Annotated in this window: 16 protein-coding genes; 3 read left to right on the forward strand and 13 right to left on the reverse strand. The window is 69.9% G+C overall.

All coding sequences use genetic code 11. The annotated features are described in order from the left end of the window. Window positions 1–9 precede the first annotated feature (9 nt). From ACLQ2O_RS22440 to ACLQ2O_RS22465, 6 genes are all read right to left on the reverse strand, one after another. Entirely contained in the window at window positions 10–1,071 is a 1,062-nt protein-coding gene (locus tag ACLQ2O_RS22440) for a pyridoxal-phosphate dependent enzyme (RefSeq protein ID WP_425834444.1), read from the reverse strand. Continuing rightward, window positions 1,068–2,657, reverse strand: a complete 1,590-nt coding sequence (locus ACLQ2O_RS22445) for an ABC transporter ATP-binding protein (RefSeq protein WP_425834446.1) — start codon at window positions 2,655–2,657, stop codon at window positions 1,068–1,070. The genes ACLQ2O_RS22440 and ACLQ2O_RS22445 overlap by 4 nt, the downstream gene beginning before the upstream one ends. Then, window positions 2,654–3,457 carry an ABC transporter permease gene (locus ACLQ2O_RS22450; protein ID WP_425834448.1) on the reverse strand — a complete coding sequence of 268 codons (804 nt, stop codon included), beginning with the start codon at window positions 3,455–3,457 and terminating at the stop codon, window positions 2,654–2,656. Before ACLQ2O_RS22450 ends, ACLQ2O_RS22445 begins: the two co-directional genes overlap by 4 nt. Beyond that, window positions 3,454–4,392 (reverse strand): ABC transporter permease, encoded by a 939-nt coding sequence (locus tag ACLQ2O_RS22455; RefSeq protein WP_425834450.1) that lies wholly within the window; start codon window positions 4,390–4,392, stop codon window positions 3,454–3,456. The genes ACLQ2O_RS22450 and ACLQ2O_RS22455 overlap by 4 nt, the downstream gene beginning before the upstream one ends. Then, on the reverse strand, window positions 4,393–5,928 hold the full coding sequence (locus ACLQ2O_RS22460; protein WP_425834452.1) for an ABC transporter substrate-binding protein: 1,536 nt from the start codon (window positions 5,926–5,928) through the stop codon (window positions 4,393–4,395). 195 nt (window positions 5,929–6,123) lie between these two features. Further along, complete coding sequence (locus tag ACLQ2O_RS22465) at window positions 6,124–6,792, reverse strand: TetR/AcrR family transcriptional regulator (RefSeq protein ID WP_425834454.1); 669 nt, start codon at window positions 6,790–6,792, stop codon at window positions 6,124–6,126. Between the two features lie 37 nt (window positions 6,793–6,829). Here ACLQ2O_RS22465 and ACLQ2O_RS22470 point away from each other — a divergent pair, with 37 nt between their 5' ends. Further along, window positions 6,830–8,284, forward strand: a complete 1,455-nt coding sequence (locus ACLQ2O_RS22470; RefSeq protein ID WP_425834456.1) for a serine hydrolase domain-containing protein — start codon at window positions 6,830–6,832, stop codon at window positions 8,282–8,284. Here ACLQ2O_RS22470 and ACLQ2O_RS22475 read toward each other — a convergent pair. From ACLQ2O_RS22475 to ACLQ2O_RS22500, 6 genes are all read right to left on the reverse strand, one after another. After that, entirely contained in the window at window positions 8,211–8,780 is a 570-nt protein-coding gene (locus ACLQ2O_RS22475; RefSeq protein ID WP_425834458.1) for an NADPH-dependent FMN reductase, read from the reverse strand. The two genes, ACLQ2O_RS22470 and ACLQ2O_RS22475, sit on opposite strands and share 74 nt — an antisense overlap. Before the next feature lie 110 nt (window positions 8,781–8,890). After that, window positions 8,891–9,388: a MarR family winged helix-turn-helix transcriptional regulator gene (locus tag ACLQ2O_RS22480; RefSeq protein ID WP_425834460.1), complete on the reverse strand. Its 498-nt coding sequence runs from the start codon at window positions 9,386–9,388 to the stop codon at window positions 8,891–8,893. A 39-nt stretch (window positions 9,389–9,427) separates the two neighbouring features. After that, window positions 9,428–10,444: a CopD family protein gene (locus ACLQ2O_RS22485; RefSeq protein ID WP_425834462.1), complete on the reverse strand. Its 1,017-nt coding sequence runs from the start codon at window positions 10,442–10,444 to the stop codon at window positions 9,428–9,430. Then, a complete protein-coding gene (locus tag ACLQ2O_RS22490; RefSeq protein WP_425834464.1) occupies window positions 10,441–10,950 on the reverse strand; it encodes a copper resistance CopC family protein in 510 nt (169 codons plus the stop codon). Before ACLQ2O_RS22490 ends, ACLQ2O_RS22485 begins: the two co-directional genes overlap by 4 nt. A 2-nt stretch (window positions 10,951–10,952) precedes the next feature. Next, a complete protein-coding gene (locus ACLQ2O_RS22495) occupies window positions 10,953–11,651 on the reverse strand; it encodes a YcnI family protein (protein ID WP_425834466.1) in 699 nt (232 codons plus the stop codon). A 53-nt stretch (window positions 11,652–11,704) separates the two neighbouring features. Then, on the reverse strand, window positions 11,705–12,235 hold the full coding sequence (locus ACLQ2O_RS22500; protein ID WP_425834468.1) for a hypothetical protein: 531 nt from the start codon (window positions 12,233–12,235) through the stop codon (window positions 11,705–11,707). 251 nt (window positions 12,236–12,486) lie between these two features. Between ACLQ2O_RS22500 and ACLQ2O_RS22505 the strand changes: the two genes are divergently transcribed. Together ACLQ2O_RS22505 and ACLQ2O_RS22510 are read left to right on the forward strand one after the other, a co-directional pair. Next, a complete protein-coding gene (locus ACLQ2O_RS22505; RefSeq protein WP_425834470.1) occupies window positions 12,487–13,314 on the forward strand; it encodes an ROK family protein in 828 nt (275 codons plus the stop codon). A gap of 30 nt (window positions 13,315–13,344) precedes the next feature. Beyond that, window positions 13,345–14,025 carry a pentapeptide repeat-containing protein gene (locus ACLQ2O_RS22510; RefSeq protein WP_425834472.1) on the forward strand — a complete coding sequence of 227 codons (681 nt, stop codon included), beginning with the start codon at window positions 13,345–13,347 and terminating at the stop codon, window positions 14,023–14,025. Here ACLQ2O_RS22510 and ACLQ2O_RS22515 read toward each other — a convergent pair whose 3' ends face one another. Next, the gene (locus tag ACLQ2O_RS22515; protein ID WP_425834474.1) at window positions 14,026–17,538 is read right to left on the reverse strand and encodes a discoidin domain-containing protein; all 3,513 of its coding nucleotides are present in this window, start codon (window positions 17,536–17,538) and stop codon (window positions 14,026–14,028) included. It lies immediately after the preceding gene. Window positions 17,539–17,550: the final 12 nt, after the last annotated feature.

Raw genomic sequence — 17,550 nt, forward strand, 5'->3', positions numbered from 1 at the left:
CCTCTCAGGTTAGTGCGACGGAGTCGCAGATGGAAGTTGTTCGTGCTGCGCCCAGGCCGAGGCGCGCCGGTCCCAGGACATCGCCGACCACGGCACGGCGAGCTGCTCGAGCGAGTCGATCTCCCGCGGCCGCATGGTGTCCATCGGCCGCGCCTCGGCATGCCGGGAAAAAGCCGAGTCGACGTACCGGGTCCCGGTGTCCGCGGCCAGGAAGACGTGCTGGCGGCTGCTGTCACAGTTGTGCTCCCACAGTGCGGACAGGTACGCCGCGCCCGCGGACAGCCCGGCGAACACGCCGGAGGTCCGCAGCAGGTCGACCGCCGCCGACATCGCGTAGTCGAACGAGACCCAGTGCAACCGGTCGTACAGCTCGTGCCGGACGTTGCGGAACTCGATCGAGCTGCCGATCCCGGCGATGATCATCTCCGGGTCCTGGGTGTGCCCGGCACCGAACGTGATGCTGCCGAACGGCTGCACGCCGACCAGGTTCACGTCCCGGCCGCGATCGCGCAGGAACGCCGCGATCGCGCCGGTCGACGCGCCGGTCCCGACGCCGCCGACCAGGCACAGCGGCCCGGCCGGGGCGACCTGGTCGACCAGGTCCGCGACCGCGCCGTACCCGAGGTAGTGGATGTCGTCGTGGTACTGCTGCATCCAGTGGTACGACGGGTTGTCGCGCAGGATCTCGGCGATCCGGCGGACCCGCAGGTTCTGGTCGAGCTGCAGGTTGTTCGACGACGGCACCTGCTCGACGGTCGCGCCGAGGATCTCCAGCTGGATCTTCAGCGTCCGGTCGACGGTGGTCGAGCCGACGATGTGGCACTTCATCCCGTACCGGTGGCAGGCCAGCGCGAGCGCGTGCGCGTAGATCCCGCTGGAGCTGTCGATCAGCGTGTCACCGGTCCGGACCGCGCCGGTCTCCAGCAGGTGCCGGACGGCGCCGAGCGCGGAGTACACCTTCATCGTCTCGAACCGCAGGCAGATCAGGTCGTCGCCGACGCGGATCGGATCCGGGTCCTTGATCGCCTCCGCGAGGTGGTCGTGCAGCCGGGCTGTACCAGGGATCGTCACTGCGGGGTGCTCCTCGTGTCATAACTCAGGGTCGGCACGGGCGGAGGCGGAGGGTCTTGTCCGACCCGGGCGGCCCTCACCAGCCGCCGGGTCACCTCAGTGGACGGGTACGTCATGACGGTCGCCGGCGGTCCCTGCTCGGCGATCCGGCCGCCGTCGATCACCAGGACGTCGTCGGCCACGGCCGCGACCAGGCCGAGGTCGTGGCTGATCCAGACCAGCGCCGTACCGTCGGCCTTCAGCTCCTGCAGCAGCTCGACGACCAGCCCGGTGCCGTGCTCGTCGAGCGCGGTGGTGATCTCGTCGCAGATCAGCACGTCAGGCTCGGCCAGCAACGCCCGAGCCAGCGCGGCCCGCTGCAGCTCGCCCCCGGACAGCCTGCTCGGCGGCCGCGCGGCAACCATCGCCGACACCCCGAGCCGAGCCAGTACGGCGACCGCCGCGTCCCTGGCCTCCAGAGGCCGGAAGCTCCTGAGCCTCTGCGCGGTCCGTGCGACCTGGTCGACCACGGGGCGCCGTTCGTCGAACGACCCGCGGACCTCCTGCCACACGTACTGGACCCGCCGATTCTGCTCGGCCGTTCGCTTCCGCAGCACCGGGAGCACCTCGCCGTCGAGGGTGATCTCCCCGGAGTACCGCTCGTGCAGCCCGGCCAGGCACCGCGCGAGCGTCGTCTTCCCGCTCCCGGACCGCCCGACCACGCCGAGACACGCTCCGGGCAGCACGCTGAGCTCGACCTCTCGCAGGATCGGTTCCCGTCCCCGCACCCGCGCGGACAGTTTGGTTGCCTGGAGCAACGGCTGGGCCGAGCGATCGGTTCCTCGCGACACCGGCAGCTCGAGCGCGGCCGGAAGCACCTCGCTGCCTCCGGACGCCACCACCTGCCCCGCGTTCAGTACGACGACGTGCTGTGCCAGCGCCCGCACCAGCTCGAGATCGTGACTGAGCAACAAGATCCCCAGTCCCTCCCCCGCCAGCTCACGCAACTCCCCCACCAGCTGCAGCCGCGTGATCGAGTCCAGCCCCGTGCTCGGCTCGTCCAGCACGAGCACCCGCGGCCGGCACGTCAACGCCTGAGCCAACGCGATCCGCTGCCGCTGCCCACCCGAGAACTGGTGCGGGAACCGCCGCAGCGTCTTCCGGTCCTGCGGCAACTGCGCGGCCCGCAGAGCCTCCGGTACGACGTGCTGCCCCGGATGGTGCAGCTTCTCCAGCTCGTGCAGCCCCACCCCGATCCGTCGCGCGGGATTCAGCGCGCTCCCGGGATGCTGCGGCATGTAGGCCACTACTCGTCCACGCACGTCCGCCGTGGCCGGGCCGTTGCCGTCAACAACGATCTCTCCCCCGACCTCGACGTACCCGCTCAGTTCGACGCGATCCCCGTGCTCGCCCAGGAGCGCCAACGCCGAGGTCGTCTTACCAGACCCAGAGGCACCGACCAGAGCAGTCACCTGCCCGGCCCACACCTCGAAGCTCACCTGGTCGACGAGGATGGACCGGCCCGCGACCGCGGCCAGATCCCTCACCCGCACCAGCGGCTTTGCAGGAGCCGGCTGCCCGGCGCCGACGGCTTCTCTCTTCTTCATCGCGAAACCTCAGCCATCCGCCGCGTGCGGTGGACCAGGCGATCGGCCAGCAGGTTGAACCCCAGCGTGAACGCCACCAGCAGCAACGCCGGCGCCAGCACCGCCCACGGCTGCAACAGCAAACCCTCGCGGTTGCGGCTCACACTCACCGCCCAGTCCGGCGCGGTAGGACTCAGCCCCAGCCCCAGGAAGTTGACCGAGGCGACCAGGAACACCGCCAGCGTGATCCGGGTCCCGATGTCCGCGGCCACCGGCCCCAGAACTGCCCGCCCGACGTACCCGAGGTGAATGCCGACCCAGCTCTCCCGCTGCATCCGCAGAGCCTCGACCACCGGGCTGCTGGCGGCATCCAGCGCCGCAGCCCGCACCAACCGTGCGACCGTAGGAACGTTGACCGCTGCAACAGCCAACGTGATCGCGACAGCAGAGGCCCGCCAGCCGACGGCGACCACACTGATCACCAGCAGCGACGGCAGAGGCATGAGTACGTCGAGCGGCCGAATCAGCAGCTCGTCGAGCCACCGGCGCCGGGTGGACGCGGCCACCAGCCCGATCAGCCCACCGACCAGGTACGCGACGGCGACGGCGCCCAGCGCCATCCCCAGAGCAGTCCGTCCACCGTTCAGCAGCAGCTCGAGCACGTCCCGCCCGAGCCCGTCGGTCCCGAGGACGTGTCCGGCTTCGCGCTCGTAGGGCAACCCAGGCGCAGCATCCACCGGGATCAAAGGCCCGAAAGCCGCCACCAGCAAGGGGATCAGCACGAGCAGCAGCGAGACGGCGAGCGGCGTACGGGCTCTCATCGCAGCAGCTCCGTCCGCGGCACCAACCGGTTGCAGACCAGGTCCGCCCCGAGGTTGATCAGCAATGCCGCCACGGCAAGCACCAGCGTCAGCCCCTGCACCACCGGCAGGTCACGCGTCTCGACCCCGTCCACCAGCGCCGTCGCAAATCCGGGGATCGCGAAGATCGCCTCGACCACCAGCACTCCACCGAGCAACGTGTCGCCGGTCCGCGCCAGCTCCTGCACGCCTGGTACGGCGGCGTTCGGCAGCACGTGCCGCAGCAGCAACCGCCGTCGTGGAACCCCGAGCCGCCGAGCCTGTACGACGTAGTCCGCGTGCAACGCGTTGATCGTCCCCGCGCGCACCTGCCGCGACAGCAGGCACACCGTCCGCCCGAGCAGCACGCCGACCGGCAGCACCAGCAGCACCGGGCTCGCCAGCAGATCTCCGCCGACCCAGGTCGCCGGCAACCAGCCCAGCTTCAGCGAGAACACCGCCACCAGCACCACCGCGATCACGAAGTCCGGGATCGCACTCAGCGCCAAGGTGATCGACGTGATCGTCCGGTCCAGCCGGCCGTTCTCCCGCGTTCCCATCAAGATGCCCAGGGCAACAGCCACCGGTACGACGACCGCCAGCGTCGCCACCGTGAGCACCAGCGACGCGCCGACCGAGGCCTTCACGATGTCGAGCACCGGTCCACCACTGATCAGCGATGTCCCGAGATCACCACTCAGCACGTTCCCCAGCCAGTGGCCGAAGCGTTCGACCGCCGGCTGGTCGAGCCCCAGCTGCGCCCGCAGCGACGCCACCTGCTCCGGCGTCAGCGTCTCGGTGAACCGCAGGTCCGCCGCGTCGCCCGGCAGCAACGAGGTCAGCACGAAGACCAGCACCGACAAGACGGCGAGCTGGAGCACCGCGAGGGCAGCCCGTTGGGCCGCGTAGACCCGCATTCAGGCCAGCCACACCTTGTCGAACCGGCCCGAGTCCACGGTGTTCGGCGGCACCGCCTCGACCCCCTGCACCTTGGGCGACACCGCGACCAGGAAGTCCGGGTGGCCCCAGGCCAGGATCCCGCCCTCGTCCCGCAACGTCTTCTGCAGCTCGCCGTACTTGGCCGCGCGCGCCTTCTCGTCGGTCAGCACCTGCGCCGCGGCGAACGCCGCGTCGAAGGCCGGCCGCCGCCAGTGCGTCGCGTTGAACGGCGACTTCGACAGCAGCCGGTCGGTGACGTACTGCGGGATCGGCATCGCGCCCGACCGGTGGCTGCCGATCGCGCCCTTGGTCAGCAGATCCTTCTGGTACGTCTGCGCGCTGCCCGTCGTGACCTTCAGCTTCACCCCGGCCTCACCGGCCTGCTCGGCCAGCAGCGTCGCCGCCTCGACGAACCCGGCCGACGCGTCGGCGGTGAAGATCTCGATCTGCTGGTTCACCAGGCCGGCCTTCTTCAGCAGCGCCTTGGCCTCGTCGAGATTGCGCTCACGCTGCGGCAGACCGTCCGGGTAGTACTGGTACCCCTTGCCGAACAGGTCGTTCCCGACCGCACCGCGCCCAGCCAGTACGACGTCCACGAGCCGCTGCCGGTCGACGAGCAGCTTGAACGCCATCCGTACGTCGGGGTTGTCGAACGGCGCCTGGTCGGTCTTCATCACGAAGGACTGCATCGTGCTGCCCTTGGCCGCCACGATCTTCGCCGTCTTGCCGGCCTCCGCGGTTCGCGCGAAGGTCGCGGTCATGTCGTTCGCGTACTCGGCCTGGCCGCCCTGCAGCGCATTGGCGCGCGCCTCCGCGTCGGCCGAGAGCACCTGCAGCTCCTCGATCCGGGCCGCGCCGTCCCAGTAGTCGGCGTACCGCTTGGCGACCATCGTCCGGCCGGCCTCGAAGGAGACGAAGGTGAAGGCGCCCGTCCCGATCGGTGTGGTCGGGTCCTTGAAACCGTCCGGCACGATCTGCGTGCCGATCCCGGCCAGCAGCGCGGGGAACTCGGCGTTCGGCGCGGTCAGCGTCAGCTCGACCGTGCGCTTGCCGACAGCGCGGCACCGCTTGAGGTCCAGCGACGCGAGCGACGACTGCGCGACCCGCTCCGGTACGGACGGATCCGCCATCCGGGCGAGGCTGTAGAGCACGTCGTCGGTGGTCAGCGACTTGCCGTTGTGCCAGGTGACGTCCCGCACCGTGAACCGCCAGGTCGCGGCCTGCGCGTCCGGCTCCCACTTCTCCGCGAGCCGCGGCACCGGCTTGAGATCCGGGCCGAGCTCGACGAGCTTCTCGTACAGGGCTTTGTGCCGCGCGATGTCCACGAACAGGCTCTGCACGTGCGGGTCGAGAACCTCCTTGGCGCCGCCCCCGGCGAACACCGCCCGCAGCCGTCCACCCTGCTGCGGCTGCGCCGCGGCCTGGTCGCCGCCGCTTCCGCAGCCGGCGATCGCGGCCAGTCCCAGTCCCCCGGCCAGCCCCAGGAACCCACGTCTGTTCAGCGCTTCGGACATCAGGTTTTCCCTCACGGTGCGATGGGTCCGGCGAGTTCCCCCCGCCGGCGTCGATCCTGCCGTTAATGAAAATCGTTGTCAAATTCAGCGCGCACTCTGAACGAGACTCATTCTCGACGGCCGATCGGCCCCTCGCTGCCCGTGACGGCGTGTCACTGCCCAACTACCTCCGAGTACTGGCAGTGACTCCCGGACTCAGCGGTCGAAGTGCCGGCAGCGCCCGGTGAACACCAGGTCCAGAACAGGCCGCAGTACGGCGTCCGCCCGCAGGTCTGCCCGCGCCGACACCTCGGACTGCGCCGATACCTGGGGAAGGGCCGGCGACTCGGGAAGCGCCAGCGCCGCGGCGAGGCCGTCGGCGGTCGCGAGGATCATCATGGCGTTCCGGTCGGCGTCGACGGCCGCCTCGACCTCGCCGCACTCCTTGCCGTTCCCGATCGCGGTCGCGACCCGCGCGTGCAGCGCGGCCGCGGCCTGCCGGACCACCTGCGCCAGGGCGTCGTCGCTGAGCGCCTCGGTCCGCAGGCTCTGCTGGACCCTGTACTCGACGGATCGCTGCTCGTCGAGCGGGAGCAACTCCTCGAGCCCGCTCAGCAGGATCGCGGAGATCGGGCGGCCGGCCGACTCCCCCGCCTGGATCCGCGCCTCGACCCGCGCGGCGATCGACCGCAGCCCTTCCTCGTACGCGAACAGCAGCAGCTCGTCCCGGTTCGCGAAGTAGTGCTGGATCAGCCCGACCGAGACCCCGGCCTCAGCGGCCACGCGAACGAACGACGTACGCCGTAATCCCTCGTCGGCGACCAGCTTCTGGAACGCGGCAGCGATGGTCAGACGGCGTTCGGCATGGTCGGCGACACGAGGCACAGCGCACACAATACAGTCATATGGTTACGATAAAAGTATGCGCATACTGCTATCGCTGGCCTCCCTGCTCACGGTCCTGACACCCGCCGAGCCCGCACCGGTCGACCGGCTCGACGAGCACGTGCGAGGACGGATGGCCACCGCCCACGTCCCCGGCGTCGCGTACGCCGTGGTCAGCGCGCGGGAGGTCGTGCACACCGGCACGTTCGGCACCGACGGCGACGGGAACCCGGTGAGCGCGACGACGCCGTTCCTGTGGGGCTCGGTCTCGAAACCGGTGACCGCGACGCTGACGATGCAGCTGGTCGAGTCCGGCGAGCTCCGGCTCGACGCGCCGGTCGTGAGCTATCTGCCGGCGTTCCGGCTGAAGGAGCCCGGCGCCGAGCGGATCACCGTACGGCAGTTGCTCAACCAGACCAGCGGGATCCCTGCCTCACTGGAACTGACCGACCAGTTCGACGCCGGGCGCCGGCCGATCGACACGATCCCTGCCTTCACTGAGGTCAGCGCAGCCGGCGTACCGGGGGCCGAGCATCGCTACTCGAGCCTCAACTACCTGGTGCTCGCCGCGGTGATCGAGCAGGTGACCGGCAAGCCGTTCACCGACGTACTGCGGACGCGGCTGCTTGAACCGCTGGGCGCCAAGGATGCGATCACCGCGCCGAACGATCGACTGCCGCCCGGGCACCGGTACGTGTTCGGGCAGCCGGTCGGCATGGAATCACCCTACGACCCGGCCGGTGTGAGCTACGGCCACCTCGGCGGGACCTTGCGGGACGGGATCGCGTTCGCCCAGGCCCAGCTCGGGGGCGCCCCGAAGGTTCTGGGACCCGAACTGCTGAGCGCGACGCATCGCGGCGAGGTCGCGACCGGTGAAGGCCTTCAGTACGGGCTCGGCTGGCGACGGTGGCCACTGAAGGACTTCGGCGTCGACTCGGACCAGCCGGTGATCTGGCACGGCGGCGCGGTCGCCGGTTACCAGGCGGCGATCATGCTGCTGCCCTCGCAGGACCGGGCGGTCGTCGTACTGCAGAACGCGTACGGCACGTTCCAGGAGTCGCAGCTGCTGGACACGGCATTCGGACTCACGGCTCTGCTCGCGGGCGGTGAACCGAAGACCAGCGAGGCAGGGATCGGGTATCCCGCCGTGCTCGCGGGGATGACGGCGCTGTTGCTGCTGCTCGTCGTACTGGTTGCTCTAGGCATCAAACAGGCCGTTCGACGACGGGGCCGGGCACACCTCGGGCTCACCTTGGTGATCCTCGGTGGACTGGCCTACCTCTTCGCCGTCCACCTTCCGCACAGCCAGGGCCTGGAACGAGACCAAGTCGTCCTCTGGGCACCCGATCTGGCCTGGCTGATCAACGGCACCCTCGCCGCGATCGTGGCCCTGGCTGTGACCCGGATGGTGGTCGCTGTCAGACAGCGGCAGGCCGGCGCAGGTGCGCCAGGGCACCGCTCCACTCGACGACCTGGTCGAGCATCGTCGTGACCTCGGCGACGTGGTACTCGGCCGGGGCGAACTCGCTGTAGTTCTTGAAGTCCGTGGCCAGCGACAGCGCGACCTGGGCACGGACGTCGGCGACCTTGAGCTCGCCCATCACCAGACGCAGGTGCTCGACCGCGCGGGCACCGCCGACCGAGCCGTAGCTGACGAAGCCGGCCGCCTTGTTGTTCCACTCGGCGAACAGGAAGTCGATCGCGTTCTTCAGCGCGCCGGAGGTGGAGTGGTTGTACTCCGGGGTGACGAAGACGAAGCCGTCGAACGACGCGATCTTCTCCGCCCAGGCCAGGGTGTGCGGCTGGCTGTACTGCCCCATGGCCGGCGGCATCGCCTCGTCCAGGTGCGGCAGCTTGTACTCGGCGATGTCGACCAGTTCGTACTCGGCGTCATCGCGCTGCTTGGCGATGTCGAGCACCCACTCGGCGACGGCGGCGCCGTTGCGGCCCGGGCGGGTGCTGCCGAGGATGATCGCGATCTTGGGCATGTCAGTCCTTCGAGAAGAGGGATTTTGGTGATGCATCACCAAAGTAGCAAATAGAGATGACATGTCAACCCAGAGGGTGCGGTGGTCAGCTGGTGGGACTCGGCGCGGGGTCAGCAGCCGGCGTCGTCGGAGGCGCCGGTGCGGCACAGGTCCCGCGTCGGCAGGCCGCTCAGGACGCGGTCGAGCAGGCCGGCCAGCAGGTCCTGCTCCTCCCGCGAGAGCTTGTCGAACAGGTACGTCCGGACGGCGTCGACATGGTCCGGCGCGGCGGCCTCGATCGCTTCCCGCCCGGTCGGCGTGATGCGGACCATCGAGCCACGGGCGTCGGAGGGGCACTCCTCGCGGACGACCAGGCCGCGCTTCTCCATCCGGCTGACCTGGTGCGACAGGCGGCTGCGTTCCCAGCCCACGGACTTGCCGAGGTCGCGGGTCCGCAGGACGCCGTCCTCCGCCGAGGACAGCGGGTGCAGGAGCGCGTAGTCGGCCACGGACAAACCGCCGTTCGCGATCATCCGGGCTTCGAGAGCGGCCGTCAGCTCCCGGTAGGAGTCACGGTACGACTGCCACAGCCGCGCCTCACGCGCATCGAGCCACTGCACCTCCGTCATTGACCAAGCATACGGGCTCGTTGACGGATCACCGATCGTTCACGGCGTCCGGGAGAGTGCGACCGCCAGACCGACCGTGCCCGCCATCACCAGCAGCTCCACCGCGGCGAGCCGGTAGAAGAGCGCCGGGCGATCCGCGAGCGCGGGCAGCGTGGCCCGACGGTGCCACCACCCGATCGTCACCAGTACGGCGAACGCCGCGGCCTTCGCGAACACGAGCGCGCCGTACCCGGTGGTGACCCACTGGGTGATCAGGCCCCAGCCGCCCTCGCGGCCGTCGAGGTGGATCTCGGCGGTGAGCAGGCCGGTCGCGCCGATCGTCACGGCGCAGCCGAGGGCCAGCCGGCTGAACCTGTCGACGGCGCCGCGGTAGCGAACGACGGCCCAGAGGCCACCGACCCAAGTCGTCGCGGCGAAGACATGGACGACCAGCGACGCGGTCGCGAGGACGGTCCAGAAGGCGGTCCGCTCGATCGCGCCGTGCCCGGTGAGCAACGGGCCGACCAAGGCTGCTGCAGTGAGGACGAGTGCGACCCGAGCTGATGCGACCGTCCGAGTGCCGCTGAGCACGACAGCCAGCACGGCTGTCAGCGCGACCGCGACCGCCAAGGCCCGTACTTGGTCGAGCTGGCCCGCCACCGCGGCCTGCTCCGGCAGGTGGGACAACGGCAGGCCGAGGATGACCGAGGCCGTCGCGATCAGACCACCGATGCTCGCCACCGCCCACACACTCGCCGCGACAGCACCATCCTGCATCGCCTTCAGCCCTTGCGCACCGAGCTTTCCGCCTTCTTCCGGCTTCAGCAGCAAGACGGCAGCCAGTACAGCACCACCGCAGACGATAGCCGCGGCGTCGGCGAGCAACCGTAGTACTGGCACCGCCCAGGAAACCGGCAGGCCGGCGCCGTGAAGTCCCGCCGGCAACGGCTTCGGCGCACCACCGGCCGCCAGCAACGCGACGACGCAGACGACGATGCCTGAGGCAACGACTCCCGCAACGACCACGCCCCGGTGCAGCTGCCGGGCCGGGACGGGTGTGGTGGACGAACTGGTCATGCGGCCGGGCGGCGGCGGACGATGACGATGGCCAGGGCGACCACCACCAGCATCACCAGCGACATCGCGACGATGGTCGCCACGTTCGAGTTGCCCTCGGCGGGCGCCGCCGCCGGGGTGACCGGGCTGTTCGGGTCGTGGCCCGCGTGGCTGACGGTGAACGCGCCGGTGACCGTGATCGGGTGCCCGTCGGCCGAGACGACCCGGGCGTCGACCTGGTACCGGCCGGTCTCGATCATCGCGCCGACCGGCTGGGTGACGGTGTTGTCGATCACCTGGATGTCGCCCAGGGCAACGTTCACGCCGGTCGGCGACTTCACCTGCACCTCGGCGCCGGTACTGCCGACCGGCTCGCTGAAGGTCAGCACCACCTGGGTCGGCGGCACCGCCATCGTCGTACCGTCACCCGGCGTCATCGAGTCGAGCTTGGCGTGCGCCGCCGCCGTCCCGGTGGAACCCACCAGGACGAGCAGCGACGCGGCCAGGACAGCGAGGACTTTGCGCACGACTACTTGGCCTCACCCGAGGACGCGCCAGGCCGCCGTACGGCGAGGCCCAGAGCGACCAGCCCCAGCAGCAGGCCCGCGCCACCCAGCGAACGGGCGAGCACGTCCGAGCCAGACTCGTCGTCATCGTCGTCGTCCGTGGTGGCGGCGACCTGGGTGATCGTGTCGGTCAGCTTCAGCGACGGCGCCGGATGCTCGGGCTTGTCGGCGTCGCTCTTGGCGACGTCCGCCCACTTCACCACCTCGCCGTCGCTGTAGGTCTGCTCGGTCGGGAAGCTCAACGTGTCGACGCCTTCGGGGATCCGGCCGACCGACAGCGCGAACTCGTCGAAGTCGTTCGCCGGTACGCCGGTACCGGTCGGCGTCCAGGTGACCGTGGTGATCGCCTTGGTCAGCGTGACGTCACCGACCTTCACCGGCGACGGCAGGTTCTCGGTGGTCTTGACCACCTTCCAGCCCTCCTTCACCTGCGCCCCGACCGACGCGAACGGGTGGTCCTTCGGCAGCGAGACCACCAGCTTCGTCGTACTGGCGGTGTCGGACTCGGTCGGGACGCGGAACACGAGCTTGGCGTAACCGCCCGGCTTGGCGTCCGGGGAGGAGACGGTGACGTGGGCCGAGGCGGAGTTCGCCGCGCCGACCAGGACGAGTGCGGACGCCGCGGAGATCGCGGTAGCGCGCAGGGCGAGCTTCTTGAGCATGGGTGAGCCTTTCGCGGACACGCGGGAGCCGGTCCCGCGGGAGCGCGACCGGTTCAGGACGGAACGGGGAGAACCCGTCCCGGTGGCGGGCCGCGGCGCGACATGCTCGAGGTGCGGCGGTGCTGCTCGTACGAGGGTGTGGACTCGACGGCGCGCGGCGCGCTGTGGCTCGTCGGGATCGCCACGATCGGCGCCGGCAGGGCCGGGACCAGGCGCGCGACGATTCGCCGTACGCGGGAAAGCCACTGGTGGGTCCGGTCGATCAGGCCGACGCCGACGAGCAGGACGACCAGGTGGGCCGTCGCCATCGTCAGCGAACCGGCGGCACCGCCGTGCATCGAGGCCATGTGGTGGGCCGAGTCCAGCGAGAAGTGCACGACCAGCTGGATCGCGGCCAGTACGACGACCGCGAGCTCCTGCCGGCCCGCGAGGTGGTCACCGAGCAGCCAGCAAGCCGCGGCGAGCGCGAGCAGCTGCGGCAGGACGGCGGCCGCGACGACTCCGCCGGCGAGAGCATGGCCGATCACCGCGACCCCGACGCTGAGCGTCAGGACCGCGGACGTGGCGGTGCTCTCGGCGTGCAAAAGCTGTCACTTCCTTGCCTGGGCGGTGGGCGGCCGTGAAACCGCCGTCTCCCATGGTTCCACAGCCGCGCCGTCCGGGCACCGGCTGATGCCGGTCGGTGCGTGGCGGGCGAACCTGCCGATCGCCTGGTGGAAGGCGTCCGAGTACGCCGCGTGACCGCTCGGGAGGACCCGCCGGCTCCGGGGCGAGGGCTCGCGGTTCGGGTCGGCGGTCAGGTCCATCACCCGGGCGATCGGGAATGATGGGGGTCATGAGCAACGATGCAGGGGTGGCTGTGCTGGAGGTCGGCGGCAGTCACGTGGCAGCGGCGGTGGTCGCGGCGGGATCGTGGGAGGTCGCGTCACTTCAGCGTACGCCGCTGGACTCGCAGACCACGGCCGACCGGATCGTCGCGCAGCTCGCGGAGGCGGCGGCACAGTTGCCGTTGGCAAACGGGTTGGCGCTGGCGATGCCCGGGCCGTTCGACTACGCCGCCGGGGTCGCGTGGTACCGCGGGGTCGACAAGTTCGACTCGCTGTACGGCTTCGATCTCGGTCAGAGCCTGCGCTCGCTGCTGGACCTCGACCGCGTCGTCTTCGTCAACGACGCCGAGGCCTTCAGCGTCGGCGAGTGGACGACCGGGACGCTCCAGGGCCTGGAGCGTTGCTGCGGCGTCACCATCGGCACCGGCATCGGTACGGCGTTCCTGGCCGACGGCCGCGTCGTCCGCACCGGCGACTCGGTCCCACCCGGCGGCGAGCTCTACCGCACCTCCATCCACGGCAAGCCGCTCGAGGACTGGATCTCCTCCCGAGCCATCCTCCGCACGTACGGCGAGGCGCCCGGCGTCAAGGAGATCGCCGACGCGGCCCGAGCCGGCGACGAACGAGCCCACCAGGTCCTCCAGGACGCCTTCGCCGTACTGGCCGAAGCCCTGACCCCGTGGCTCGACCGCTTCGCCGCCACCCGCGTCGTCCTCGGCGGCTCCATCTCCGGAGCCTTCGACCTGGTCAAGGAGGTCTTCACCTTCGACGTAGCGGTCACCGAAGACACCGAACACTCAGCCATCATCGGTACGGCGGTTCGTTCTGTTTCGTGACCTGTCCGACGGGCCGGATACGGTGCAGCGGTGAACAAGAAGCTCGCGGCACCTCGGCTCCGGAACGATCTCCAGCGAGCCACTCCGTCGGTGGACGAGATCGAGGACGAGGACCGGTTGCTCGATCTGGAGCTGGAGGACGTGGAGCTGCGGGATCTCGAGGCCGAGCACCTGGAGATCAGCGGCTGCCGGCTGACGCGGTGTGATCTCGGCGGGTCCGAGCTGGAGAAGGCAATCCTCGTCGACGTCGTGCTGGACCACTGCGATCTCGCCAACGCGCGCTGGTCGGACGCCTCGGCGACCCGCGTGCAGGTCAGCTCCTCCCGCCTCACCGGCTTCGCCGGCCCGGCACTCAACCTTCAGCACGTGGCCGTGCGGGACAGCGTGCTCGACTTCAGCTCGTTCCGGTTCGCCAAGTTCGTGCGGGCGGAGTTCACCGACTGCCGGCTGCAGAGCGCCGACTTCGTCTCCGCCGACCTGTCCGGCACCGTGTTCCGCAACTGCGACCTGACCGGCGCCGAGTTCTCCCAGGTGAAGGCGAAGGGCGCGGTCTTCGTCGACTGCACCTGGGACGGCACCCGCGGCATCACCAGTCTCGGCGGCGCGACGATCGCGAACTCCTCCCCGATCGACGCACTCGCCGTGACGCTGGCGATGGCCGCGGCCCTCGGGATCACCCTCGGCGACCCCGACGACTTCAGCCCGAACTGATCAGCTGTTGTACGGATCCACCAGCAACTTCAGCGTCCCACTCACGTTCGCGGTCACCGTGACCGTCCGCGACTCCCCCGGCAGCAACCAGAAGTAGTTGTCGCTGTAGATCGCCGGCAGCACCCGCTCACCGTCGCGGTCCCGCAACGACAACCGGATCAACGGCGCGACGGCCTTCCCGTCGTTCCGGATCACCGCGGTCAACTTTCCACGAGCCGTGGTCGTCCTCACGGTCAGCCGAGCCTTCCCCAACGCGTTCAGCTGCTGTACGTCGGACGCCGCCCGGTACCGCCAGTACGTGTTCTCCGACAACACCTTGCCCCGGGCATCCGTCAGCGTCAGCCGCAGCAGGTGCAACGCCGGCAACTCGTCGCCAAAGGCAACCACAAATCCATCAGCCTTGCCCGAGGCCTCCGCCGTCAGGGCCTGCTGCCTCGTTCCCAGCCGCTTCCCCTGCAGGTCGTACAGGTCCGCGGTCACCGTCGCCGTCAAGGGCGACGTCGTGTGGTTGATCGCGGCAACCTTCCAGCCCGGCTGACTCGCCTGGACGTGGATCGCCTCGCACCCCTTCCGCGCCCCGTAGTAGCTCCCGTTCACATCGAGGTCGTAGTCGTAGGTCTGCCACACCGTGCTGTGCCACGCCGGGTGCGACATCCACAGCAGCAACGCCGACGCGTCCTCCCACAGGTGCGCGTTCCAGGCCTCGAACATCGCCCGCATGTTCTCGTAGTTCACCAGCTGCGCCTTGCGGGTGAACTCCTCCAGCCCGCTCGACGACCCGAGCCGCTCGTCGATCGCCCCCAGGTAGGTCTCCGGCTTCTGGTTCCCGTGCGTCGACCAGTCGTGGTGGTACCAGGGCGTCCCGATCGGCCACCCCTCGTCCCCGTCGCCGACCAGGTTCCGCATCGACTCCACCACCGGAATCGTCGGCATCCCGATCTCGGTGTGGAACCCGAAGTTGAACGTGTCGTAGGTGTTCGCGTCGAAGTACTTCGCCGGGTCCACCCAGTAGTACGGCCCGTGCCCGGACACGAACCCGGCCGCCGAGTCCGGCAGGTACAGGATCTCGTCGTCCTCCTCCCGGACCGCGGCGCTGATCCCCGCCTCGATCCCCGGCGGCGGGTGCTGCTCGTTGGCGCCGCACCAGATCACGATGCTCGGGTGCGTCCGGTACCGCACGATCGTGTCCCGCGCGATCTCGACGTACCCGGGCAGGTCGTCGGAGAACTCACCGGCCTCCCAGAAGTCGTTCCAGACCAGGATCCCGTTCTCGTCACAGGCCTGGTAGAACTCCTCGCGGGTGCTGGAGCCGATCCAGTTGCGGATCATCGTGAAGTTCATGTCGCGGTGCAGCCCGACCAGCTCTCGCATCCGTTCCGGCGTGACCCGGCGCAGCAGTTCGTCGTACCCCCAGTTGCCGCCACGGCAGAAGATCTGCACCCCGTTGACGCTGATCTTCAGCGGCACCGGCGCGTTGCTGACCTCCTGCACGTCGGCCCAGTCCTCGCCGTCATCAGAAACCTGTACGACGAACAGCACGGCGTACGCCGTCTCCCAGAGCAGCTCGATCCGGTCGAACGTCCTGGGCGCCCCGAGGTCGACCTGGATCCACTGGTCGTCGCTGTACTGCGACGCCCAGCGCGACCGGTCGTCCCCGTCGATCGCGTTCGCCGCCGGGCTGCCGTCGTCGGACGACGCGGTCGCCGTCCCGGTGCGCGCGAGGTCGGCACCGGCCGCGGAGTCCTTGATCGCCAATGTCCACAGCGAGTAGCCCCACCCCGTCGCCCGGCGCTTGCCCTGGATCCGCACGAACCGTTTGGTCTGCTGGGGGATCTCGACGGTCTGCGCCGCGGAGTTGGTGGCCGGGTCGACCGTGATCGGCAGGTCGTAGCTGTACCCGAACTCGCGGATCCCGAAGGTCGTCCGGCGGCTGTCGCTGGTCCGGCCGCCGATCGCGACGGTCGTGGTCAGCGCGTGCAGCGCCGGGTCGCCGTACCCGTTGGGCCACCAGAGCTCGGGATTCGTCACCGTGACCGCGTCGAACGCGACGTTCGCGCTCTCACCGGCCTCGAGCGTCACCGTCTTCGTCAGCGTCGTACCGTCGAAGGCCGCTCGGACGTTGACCGTCCGGTCGACGCTCGCGGCGTTCCGTACCGGGACGGTGACGGCGACGGTCGCCATGGAACGGTTCGGGACCTTCGTGACCACGCGCGCGTCACCGAGTACGGCGTCGCCCGTGGAGCGCAGCCGGACGTGGTTCCAGATCCCGGCGGCCCGGTCGCGGACCGCGGGCATCCAGTCCCAGCCGGACGCGGAGAGCAGCGTCGGCGAGTCCTGCCAGAGCTTGCCGGACTGGACGAACGCCTGGCCGGCGTCGCCCTTGTCGCCGGGCTGACCGGGGTGCGGCATCGGGGTGATCTGCACGGCCAGCGCGTTCTTGGCCTTCAGCGCGGCGGTGACCTCGAAGGCCGCCCGGGCGAACGGCGACTTCACCGTGCCGACCTGGACACCGTTGAGCCAGGCGTCGGCCTGGTGGTTGACCCCGTCGAACTCCAGCCAGACCCGCCGACCGGCGCTGACGTCGAGACCCTTCGGCAGGTCGAAGGCGCGGCGGTACCACCAGCGGTGCCGGCTCAGTGCCTCCGGGATCTCCAGGTTGTTCATGCCTTCGACCGGGTCGGGTAAGTGGCCCTGCTCGACCAGAGTGGCCAGCACAGTGCCCGGTACGGCGGCCGGAAGCCAGCTGGACGTGTCCTGACCGGCCTTGCTCAGTGCAGCGCCGTCCTGCGTAGCTGCGAAGTCATCCATCGTCAGGGACCAGCCGGACTCCAGCGGGACCGTGCCGTCGGGGTCTGCCTTCAGCGCGGGCGGTGTGCCGTGGTGAGTGCCCCAGGAGGTCCACCCGGTCGCAGGCGGACGGCTGCCGCTCGCAGTGCCGTACACCTGGAAGCCGTTGAGCCCGAGCGGGTTGGCGTTGGCCTGCTTGGTACCGGTCAGCCGCACGTAGCGGGCGTTGACCGGAGTGGTCAGCGGGACCTCGACCTGGCCACCCGGGCTGTTCGTGGCCTGGTGCACCGTGCGCCACGTCGTACCGTCGGTGGAGGTGTCGACCCGGAAGTCCAGGGCCGAGCTGGACAGGACCTCGTGGCCCTGTGTCTGGCCGTACGGGTTGCCGCCGGACAGGTCGAAGGCAGGGTCACCAGCCGTGCCTTCGAAGGTCAGCGTGACCGCCTCGACCCGGCAACGCGCCTGGAGGTCGACAACGATCCACTGCGGGTCACCGGTCGCGGCCCGCCAGCCGGAGCCCTTCACACCGGTCTGCGCCAGCCCGTCGACGGCGAACTGGGCCGGCGTCGCGGCGTACGCGGTCGAGGACACCCGGACCGGGCGGTTGAGGGCGAGGTCGGTGCTCGCGACGTCGGGTCCCGCCACGGCTTGCTCGATCGATCCGACGGAGATGCTGGCCAGCACCCCGCCGGTCCCGGCCATGAACGTCCTTCTCGACAGCGTCATCTCTACTCCCAG

It is taken from the genome of Kribbella sp. DT2, assembly GCF_049844575.1.
Taxonomy (GTDB): domain Bacteria; phylum Actinomycetota; class Actinomycetes; order Propionibacteriales; family Kribbellaceae; genus Kribbella.